At 45.5% G+C, this 9064-nt stretch carries 7 protein-coding genes; all 7 read right to left on the bottom strand.

Annotation, left to right across the window (positions count from 1 at the left end; all coding sequences use genetic code 11):
* Positions 1-129: 129 nt before the first annotated feature.
* Positions 130-465, bottom strand: coding sequence for a rubredoxin-like domain-containing protein (locus tag J2Z34_RS17150; protein ID WP_209461095.1), 336 nt, complete (start codon positions 463-465; stop codon positions 130-132).
* Between the two features lie 103 nt (positions 466-568).
* Complete coding sequence (gene rnr / locus J2Z34_RS17145; RefSeq protein WP_209461094.1) at positions 569-2944, bottom strand: ribonuclease R; 2376 nt, start codon at positions 2942-2944, stop codon at positions 569-571.
* Between the two features lie 168 nt (positions 2945-3112).
* Entirely contained in the window at positions 3113-5131 is a 2019-nt protein-coding gene (locus J2Z34_RS17140; protein WP_209461093.1) for a sodium-translocating pyrophosphatase, read from the bottom strand.
* 145 nt (positions 5132-5276) lie between these two features.
* Positions 5277-6242: an alpha/beta hydrolase gene (locus tag J2Z34_RS17135; RefSeq protein WP_209461092.1), complete on the bottom strand. Its 966-nt coding sequence runs from the start codon at positions 6240-6242 to the stop codon at positions 5277-5279.
* Between the two features lie 148 nt (positions 6243-6390).
* Positions 6391-6621: a preprotein translocase subunit SecG gene (gene secG, locus J2Z34_RS17130; RefSeq protein WP_209461091.1), complete on the bottom strand. Its 231-nt coding sequence runs from the start codon at positions 6619-6621 to the stop codon at positions 6391-6393.
* A 189-nt stretch (positions 6622-6810) separates the two neighbouring features.
* Complete coding sequence (locus J2Z34_RS17125; protein WP_209461090.1) at positions 6811-7887, bottom strand: hypothetical protein; 1077 nt, start codon at positions 7885-7887, stop codon at positions 6811-6813.
* 17 nt (positions 7888-7904) lie between these two features.
* On the bottom strand, positions 7905-8972 hold the full coding sequence (locus J2Z34_RS17120; RefSeq protein ID WP_209461089.1) for a hypothetical protein: 1068 nt from the start codon (positions 8970-8972) through the stop codon (positions 7905-7907).
* Positions 8973-9064: the final 92 nt, after the last annotated feature.

The following is a 9064-nucleotide window of genomic DNA, read 5'->3' as shown; positions in this document are numbered from 1 at the left end:
GGAGATCCCTTTGTCCTATGAGACATAATAAAAGCTCCCTTCATGATTAACAGTGGTTTTCTTTTTCACTGTCTCTCATAAAGGGAGCATATCATCTCAGCATGCAGACCTTTATCATTTTATTTAATCTTACCACTTGCCCTTTGACATATGTCCTGCAAGCTCAGCCTTGGACCTGCCCTTGATCACCCACAGCTCATCCTTCGCCTCTTCGAATGCCCTTACACAATTCGGGTCAAGCTTCAGCTCAATTCCCTCGTTGCAGAGAGCAATCATCTTATCAACTAAAGTGATAAGTTCAAAGTGGATATCGTTAGTCCTATCAGACGAATATATCTTCTTTGCATCCTCATCGGAAAGCGCCTTGAAATGCTCAGGACCAACTCCGCATTTAGGACAAGCCGCTGGTGGAGCCTCTCCCTCATAGATATAACCGCAAACATCGCATTTAAAAAGTTTCTTCATTTTCCTACCTCCATATATATAATCTAAATGTTGACTTCAGCATTAGCTTCAGCCATCACTCACTATTATAACATTACAGTATTAACAATGTATGAACTATGTATTATGGTTTGCTTTTTGGAGCAGTTTTCTTTGCAGGAGCAGGCTTCCTCTTTGCACCTGGTTTTACAGCTCCTGGTTTCGGCTTGCCTGGCTTCGCTGTTGGTGCAGGTTTTCTGCCTGTCACAAATCCAGACTTTGGCTTCGGTTTTCCAGGTATTTCAAGAGGATTCCTTACTGCTGATCCAGCCGGCTTAGGACCATTTTTATGAGCCTTCCTACCAGGTATCGGAGTTGTCATTGTCTCATCAGGTGCCAGAAGGTCTGCAATCAGCTCAGGCAGCTCGAAGAATATGTCATGGCTGTCCAGGTCTACCTTTGATACCAATACACTGACCTTGTCGCCAAGTCCGAATTCTCTGCCATTGCTTTCCCCTCTTAGCTTCATATGCCTGTCGTCAAACATGTAGTAATCGTCATAGAGGCTTGTTATATGGACAAGTCCCTCGATGGTGTTCGGCAGTTCGACGAATATGCCAAAGCCTGTAACTGAGGAAATTATTCCCTCGAAGGTCTCGCCCATGTGCAGGCTCATATACTCTGCCTTCTTCAGCGAATCCAGGTCCCTCTCAGCTTCATCAGCCACCCTTTCCATGTCGGAGGATATCTTGGAGGCCTCAGCCACTATTCCTGACAGTTCCTTTGCCCTGCCCTCAGGGATTCCCTTGTTGATGAACTCCTTGATGATCCTGTGGATCATAAGGTCAGGGTATCTCCTTATAGGAGATGTGAAATGGCAGTAATAGGTTGCTGCAAGCCCGAAGTGACCTACGCTCTCAGGCGAGTACCTTGCCTGCATCATGCTCCTTAGGAGCAGCTTTGATAGAATCAGCTCCTCACTCTTTCCCTTTACCTTCTCAAGCACTTCCTGTAGAGATTTCGGCTGGACTCCGCTATAGAGCCTTACCGGAATGCCCAGGTTAAATGCAAATTCAGAGAATGCCTTCAGCTTTTCGCCATCCGGCTCCTCATGGACTCTGTATATGAACGGGGCGCGGGTCCAGAACATGTTCTCAGCAACAGTCTCATTGCAGACTAACATGAACTCCTCTATCATCCTGTTGGATATCTCCCTGGGGTAAGGTCCTACGTAAATTGGCTTTCCCAGCTTATCCAATACTATCTTGCTCTCCGGGAAGTCAAAGTCGATTGCTCCTCGCTCATCCCTTTTCGCCTTAAGCACTCCCTGCAGCTCTTCCATGTCCTTCAGCATAGGTATGTAATCCCTGTACTTTTCAAGTGTCTCATCCATCTCGCCCTTAAGGACCCTTGTGACATCCTCATACGTAGCCCTGAGCTTGCTTTCGATCACCGACTCGAATATGTCGTAGTCTGTGACCTTGCCTCTCCTGTCTATCGTCATTTCACAGCTAAGAGTAAGCTTTGGCTCATTGGGATTAAGTGAGCAGAGGTTGTTTGAAAGCTTCTTCGGAAGCATTGGTATTACAAGGTCCAGAAGGTAAACAGAAGTAGCCCTCTTGAACGCTTCACTGTCTACAGGAGTACCCTCCCTGACATAATGTGTGACGTCAGCAATATGGACTCCAAGCCTGAAGGTACCGTCCGGTCTCTTTTCAACAGTAACTGCATCATCAAGGTCCTTCGCATCTGCTCCATCTATCGTCATTATCATCTGATTCCTGAGGTCACGTCTCCTCGCCATCTCGCTCTCCGGTATTATCTCGGAAAGCCTTTCAGCCTGCTCGTGAACCTTAGGCGGAAACTCCTCAGGAAGAGCATATTTCTTGACTACAGTCAGGATATCCACTCCCTTGTCGCCCTTCTTACCAAGTATCTCCGATATGACTCCTTCCGGGTTCCTGCCCTTTTCAGGCCATTTGGTGATTTCAACCACGACAACATCATCAAGCTCAGCAAAATTTCTGCCGTTCTTCGGTATGAATATGTCGTATTTCAGCCTTACATCTTCAGGAGCAACGAATCCGAAATTCCTTGATTCCTGATAGGTTCCGATAACGGTATTGTTCTTTCTTTCAACTACCCTTATTATCTCGCCTTCTGCCTTCTTGTCCTTCTTATCTTCCCTTAGTATCTTTACCTGTACCCTGTCACCGTGCATGGCGTCAGCCATGGCAGTCGGAGGGATGAAGGCATCCCTTTCATCGGCGCCTCTTGTAACGAAGCCAAAGCCTCTCTGGTTAACAGTAAGAGTACCTGTAATTATCCCGAACTTTTCAGGCAGAGCTATCCTGTTATTGGCAAGCATAAAGAGCGTACCATCCTTTATGAAGCCATCTACCGCAGCCCTGAACTCCTTCAGCTCATTTCTTGGAATCTGAAGGCTTTGGGCAAGCTCCTCAACTGTTAAGGGCTTGTAGTGGTGCTGTGAGATTATTTCCATCAATTTTTCAAGAAGCATTGAGTGTACCGCCCGGCCAATGCCAGGCTCTCCTTTCATTCATGCTTTTATTTTTGGTAAAAAATGTCCTATATAAGAATTATACGCCATATGATAACCAATATTACAAAAAAAGGCCGCAAATGCGGCCTTTTAACAATTATTTAATCAATATGGACTTAAATGTGCCTATTTTCCAAGAAGGTCAAGCAGTATTCCGCCGTATTCCAATATTACCGGAGCAAATACCAGAGAAACAACTGTCATGAGCTTTATGAGTATGTTCATCGAAGGTCCTGAAGTATCCTTGAAAGGATCTCCGACGGTGTCTCCTACTACAGCAGCCTTGTGGGCATAACCGCCCTTTCCGCCATGTTCGCCTGACTCAATGTACTTCTTGGCATTGTCCCAGGCTCCGCCTGAATTGGACATCATTATCGCAAGCAGAACTCCTGAAGTTACGGCACCTACGATCATTCCACCTAGAGCCTCGGTTCCAAGAAGAAGTCCGAGTACTACAGGAACGACTATTGCAAGGACGCCTGGAAGGATCATCTCCCTTAACGCAGCCTTGGTCGATATCGCAACGCATTTCTCATACTCAGGCTTTCCTGTACCTTCCATGATTCCAGGGATCTCCTTGAACTGTCTCCTTACTTCCTTTACCATGTCATTTGCTGCTTTTCCGACGGAGTTCATTGTAAGGGCTCCGAAGAGGAACGGAAGCATGGCACCAATGAAGAGGCCGACCAGTGTAAGAGGATTAAGAAGGTTAATAGCACCAAGCTTTACAGCTTCTGCGTATGATGCGAAGAGGGCAAGGGCTGTAAGTGCAGCTGAGCCTATCGCAAATCCCTTTCCTATGGCAGCTGTGGTATTACCTACTGAATCCAGCTTATCGGTAATCTGCCTGACTTCTTTAGGAAGATGAGCCATTTCCGCAATACCGCCGGCATTGTCGGCAATAGGGCCATATGCATCTACAGCAACTGTTATTCCTGTAGTTGAAAGCATACCTACTGCAGCTAGAGAAATACCATAAAGTCCCATGGTCGGATTCGTTGCTCCACCCATGATAAAATATGAGACTATTATTCCAACTACTATGAACATTACAGGTACAAGAGTTGAATACATTCCAACTGCTAGTCCGGATATGATGTTGGTGGCTGGTCCTGACAATGACTCTTCAGCTATGTTCTTGACAAACTTGTAGTCAGAGGAAGTGTAGATCTCTGTGATCTTTCCTATGAGGATACCAACCATCAGTCCCGCTGCAACAGCAAAAGCGGCCTTCATGTCACCGAATATCATTGCGCTGAGAACAAATGCTGCAACCAAAGTGGCACCACCAGCAATGTAAGTTCCAAGGTTAAGTGCGCTCTGAGGATTATCTTCCTTCGAGCTGTTCGATATTGTAATTCCGATTATTGCACCAATTATACCTACAGCGGCGAGGAGCATAGGGAATATTGCCCCGTCCTTTCCAAGAAGTACTACACCCAGAGTAAGGGCTGATACTATGGATCCGACATATGACTCAAAGAGGTCCGCACCCATACCTGCTACGTCACCGACATTGTCACCTACGTTGTCTGCTATGACAGCAGGATTTCTCGGGTCATCCTCAGGTATTCCTGCCTCAACCTTACCGACAAGGTCAGCGCCTACGTCAGCGGCTTTTGTATAAATACCTCCTCCAACTCTAGCAAAAAGAGCAATTGAGGAAGCTCCAAGGCTGAATCCTGTAAGGTATGTTACATTGCCGTCAAAGGCAAGATACAGCGTCGCAAGACCAAGTATTCCTAGTCCAACAACCGCCATTCCCATTACGGCACCACCGGAGAAAGCAATTCTAAGAGCCTGCTTCATACCGGATTTTGCAGCATTTGCAGTCCTGACATTTGCCTTTGTAGCAACTGTCATTCCGAAATATCCCGCTGCAATTGAAAAAAGAGCACCAAGAACGAAAGAAATGGAAGTCTGCCATCCAATAACAAAAAGGATAGCTGTTACAGCAACGATAAATACTGCAAGATACTGGTATTCAGCCTTAAGGAAAGCCATGGCACCATCATGGATGTAGCCTGCGATTTCCTTCATCCTGTCATTACCAGGATCCTCCTTGCTGATTGAAGAGGCAAGATAGAACGCGAATGCAAGAGCAACGACGCCGCACAACGCCGACAGAAGAAAAGTGATTTCCATTGACAACACTCCCTTTTTTTACCTTTTATTACCTTTTTACCTTAGAACAATAAGTGAATCATCCTGGCAAGCCAGGTTTTGTCTTGAAGCGTATCTTCTTTTTATATATGATACTACTTTCATGTTTATCTATAATTATATTTAATTATAAACCACTTACAAAATCAATTAGTTTTTCCTTAAATTCCGGATCAAGGGGTAACAGGGGATCCGAATAGGTCTTGAGGTTACCATCCCTGTCGGTCGGTGCTTCCTTGAGCACATGGTTCATCCCGGGGATTATGAACATCGTCGAATCAGGCTTGGATTCGTGGAGAAGCTTCGCATCCTCAACAGAAACCTGCATGTCATTGTCACCCTGAAGTATCACAGTCTTAGCCTTCACACCCTTCATTACCTCCGAAGGGTCGAACCTGAACCATGATATGAGATAAGGCTGGACACTTGGCCGAAACAGCATGAAGAGGTCTGCAGGTATTTCAGTTACCTTCTGTCCGTTTGTCAGGCTGTCGATTATTGGAAGAGACCTGTTGTATATGTCTTCTCCTGATGCCTTCAGCTGTCTCTTAAGCGTCTCATCTGCAGGTGTACCGATTCCAGATACCATGACAAGTCCTGAGAGATTCGGCAAATCCATCTCAGCAACAGACGCGAGCATTGCCCCTTCGCTGTGGCCGATAAGCACAATTTTCTTATAATCCTTGAAATAGGCTGCAATCTTTACTATGTCATCGCTGTAGTCGGTGAAAATGAGGTCTTCCTCCTTCTTCACCAAGTCAGCGCTCTTTGCTATTCCCCTCTTGTCATATCTGTAGCTTGAAACCTTTGCCTCAGCCAGAGCTTTAGCAATCATCTTCAGGCTGTTGTTCTCACCAGCCTGTGGATTGTTTCCGTTCCTGTCAGTGGGGCCTGATCCCGCCACAATTATTGCAAGGGTTCCTGAAGCACCCGATGGCTCCATCAGCGTACCCTTAAGGGTGCCGCCCTTCACCGGAACTTCAATCTCCTTTTCAGGAAATTTCCCGGTAGAGACCTCTTCCTTTCCGGAACAACCGGCAAGAAGGAAGACAGACGCAGTTAGTACAATAAGCTTATATGCAAATCTTCTCATTCTTACCTCCAAATAAATAGAAGCAGTGATGACTTTCATTCAATATCAAGAGTTCTTCAGGTTCTTTATATCGGTGATCGCCATGGCTGCTCTATAGATGCGAAATTGGTGTAAAATAAAATGCTGCCTGCAAGACAGCATAGTTATCCTATAGTATGTTCATTAGGATTGTGTTCACTGCGAATAGTATCGCGAGCAGCACGGTTATTTTCTTAAAGAAGGCTTCTCCAGTCCTTGACCTGTTCTTGCTGAAGAATGTCTCCTGTGTTCCGCCGCCTGTGAATCCCTTCAGACCGTCGGATTTGCTCTGCTGCATAAGTACTACTGCTATCATGGCAATCGCCAAAACAAATTCAATAAATATCAAGAAACCGTTCATAAATTCCTCCTGAGCTGTAATCAACAACTCATTTTAACATATTTCAAACTCTATAACAAATATAATATAACAAATCAGATTCCTTAACAATACCAAAAAACACAATTTTCACAAAGAAATTAACAAAAGATGAACAAACCTGTCATAATCAGGCAGGTTTATCCCTATATAGCCAGTCATCAGCTTCAGTTATTTGGCATTGAGCAGCTCCGCGTTGTCCACATATATCACAAGATAAGGGTCAGCCTTTCCCTTCTCAACCATGTACAGCAGGAAAGAATCATCGAAAACTAAATTCTTTGATGGCGGAGGCACTGACTTATCCAGGACAATCTCAGCCTTTGATTTCAAAGCTGCACCGCTTTCATTGAGAACAAACTCCATCCTCTGCAGGGCACTTCCTATGAAGTAATCTTCAAATCCCTTGTTCATCAGGTACTGCCCTATTAGTGTCTCATAATCCTTCTTCATATCAATTGCTATCAGAGGGACGTTGAGCTTGTCGTATCTGGTCATCTCCATAGGAGTGCCTTCCAGACTTCTAGCCTTATCAAGCATTACTTCAAGAGTTTCCTCTGCCGGCAGCTTCGCAAGATACAGCTCCTCCTTGTCATCCTTGTCCTTAAGCCTGACTATGAATTCCTCATCATCCTTGTAATGAAGTATCTCGACCTGTCCCTCAAGCTTACTTCTTCTTACTGCATCCCCTTCTTCCATGATGCCGAAGGACTGGACCTTCACTCCTTTGAAATCAAGACCCTTTGCCACCTTTTCAAAGTTCTCTGCAAATGCTATGGACTTCTTCAGGAAAGAATAGGCAAGGTAGCTTTCAGTATCCACCTTCGATTCGACCTTCCACTTCCCGCCTTCTCCGAACTTCTTTTCAAGCTCCGCATTCACCTTGTCAACAATTCCCTCCTTGCCCATCCCGACCATTGCTATATAGTCTGCCGGGTCAAGGGACTCCTTCTTCTGCTTCATGAGGTTCAGCTCCGTGCTGTATGCCCTTTCACTCTCCAGAAGGATACCTTCCCCGATAACATTCTCCACAAGTTCGTTCCATGCAAGCTGGAAGGTAACGGACCAGATAATGTTGCCTTCTTCAAGAGGTACATTGAGGACTGGCACCATCCTTGTGTCCTTAGTCTCTGCCAGAACCTTTGCCACTACCTCATGCTGGTCTTCAGGCTTTGGCCAAAGAACATATGCAACTGCTGCTGCAGCCACGGCTAATACTGCGATCCCGGCAATGAATCTCTTCTTCATCTGGTTTCACCTCATCTTCACTTTGCTGTCAGGATCTCAGCGTTGTCTACATAAACCACGAGATATGGGTCACTCTGACCAGTCTCAGTCATATACAGAAGGAACGAGTCATCGAATATTAGGGATTTTGGATCCATTGGCATCGAGGTCACCATGGAAATCTCAGCCTTTGACTTGAGGACAGCTCCGCTCTCGTTCAGCACGAACTCAATTCTCTGAAGTGCAGAACCTATCGAATATCCTTCAAATCCCTTATTCATCACTGCCTGATTCTCAAGCTCCTTGTAATTATGCTTGATGTCAAAGGCAATTACAGGAATGTTCAGCACATCCGAAGGTCCGAGCTTCATCCCCTGCCCCTCAAGGCTTCTGGCCTTATCGACCATTTTCTCCAGTGTCTCTTCCTCAGGCAGCATGGCAAGGTATAGCTCTTCTTTGGCTTCCTTGTCCTTGAGCCTTATTATAAACTCCTTGTCGTTCTTGTAGTAAAGCAGTTCAACCTGTTGAGAAAGCTTCCCCCTGACTTCAGGATCCTCCACAGTCATGATACCAAAGGATGAAACCTTAGTTCCCTTGAAATCCAGTCCGTCTTCAACCTTTTCAAATGATGTGCCAAACTCCAGCACCTTCTTCAGGAACGCAAATGCCAGGTAATCATCAGGTCCAACCTCTGATTCGACCTTCCATTTGTCTTCTTCGGCAAACTTCCTGTCCATCTCATCATTTACCTTCTTTACTATATCGTCCCTGCCCATGCCAACCATGGCAATATAGTCAGCAGGCGACAGGCTTCCCTTGGTCTGCTTCTGAAAGTTAAGCCTTGAACTAAGCTCTTTTTCCGTTTCAAGTATGATGTCACCATTCAGAACATTATCCATGAGCTCGTTCCACGCAAGCTGGAAGGTCACGCAGTAAAGCATGTTGCTCTTCTCCATGGGTACATCAAGCACGGCGTGCATGCTGGTCTTTTCCGATACCTTAAGGTCCTTGGCCTGAACCTCCGATCCATTTTTCGGTGCAGCTGAGCATCCGATTGTTCCCAAGAGGACAGAAACCATTGCAATTAAAGCAATAATCTTCTTCATATTAAACTCCATTCCGCCGCTCCGCTTGCGGCACAAATAGTAATTAAAAGTTAGTGCGGATTATTTCTAACTTTTCTATACTAATCTCAAGA

This window comes from Youngiibacter multivorans, assembly GCF_017873395.1.
GTDB lineage: Bacteria > Bacillota > Clostridia > Clostridiales > Clostridiaceae > Youngiibacter > Youngiibacter multivorans.
The sequence above is the reverse complement of the archived record's forward strand: the minus strand, read 5'-3'. Positions and strand labels throughout refer to the sequence as shown.

Coding starts and splice junctions, on each gene's coding strand:
- J2Z34_RS17150 (WP_209461095.1), bottom strand. CDS start 465: ATGAAGAAACTTTTTAAATGCGATGTTTGCGGTTATATCTATGAGGGA.
- rnr (WP_209461094.1), bottom strand. CDS start 2,944: ATGCTTCTTGAAAAATTGATGGAAATAATCTCACAGCACCACTACAAG.
- J2Z34_RS17140 (WP_209461093.1), bottom strand. CDS start 5,131: ATGGAAATCACTTTTCTTCTGTCGGCGTTGTGCGGCGTCGTTGCTCTT.
- J2Z34_RS17135 (WP_209461092.1), bottom strand. CDS start 6,242: ATGAGAAGATTTGCATATAAGCTTATTGTACTAACTGCGTCTGTCTTC.
- secG (WP_209461091.1), bottom strand. CDS start 6,621: ATGAACGGTTTCTTGATATTTATTGAATTTGTTTTGGCGATTGCCATG.
- J2Z34_RS17125 (WP_209461090.1), bottom strand. CDS start 7,887: ATGAAGAAGAGATTCATTGCCGGGATCGCAGTATTAGCCGTGGCTGCA.
- J2Z34_RS17120 (WP_209461089.1), bottom strand. CDS start 8,972: ATGAAGAAGATTATTGCTTTAATTGCAATGGTTTCTGTCCTCTTGGGA.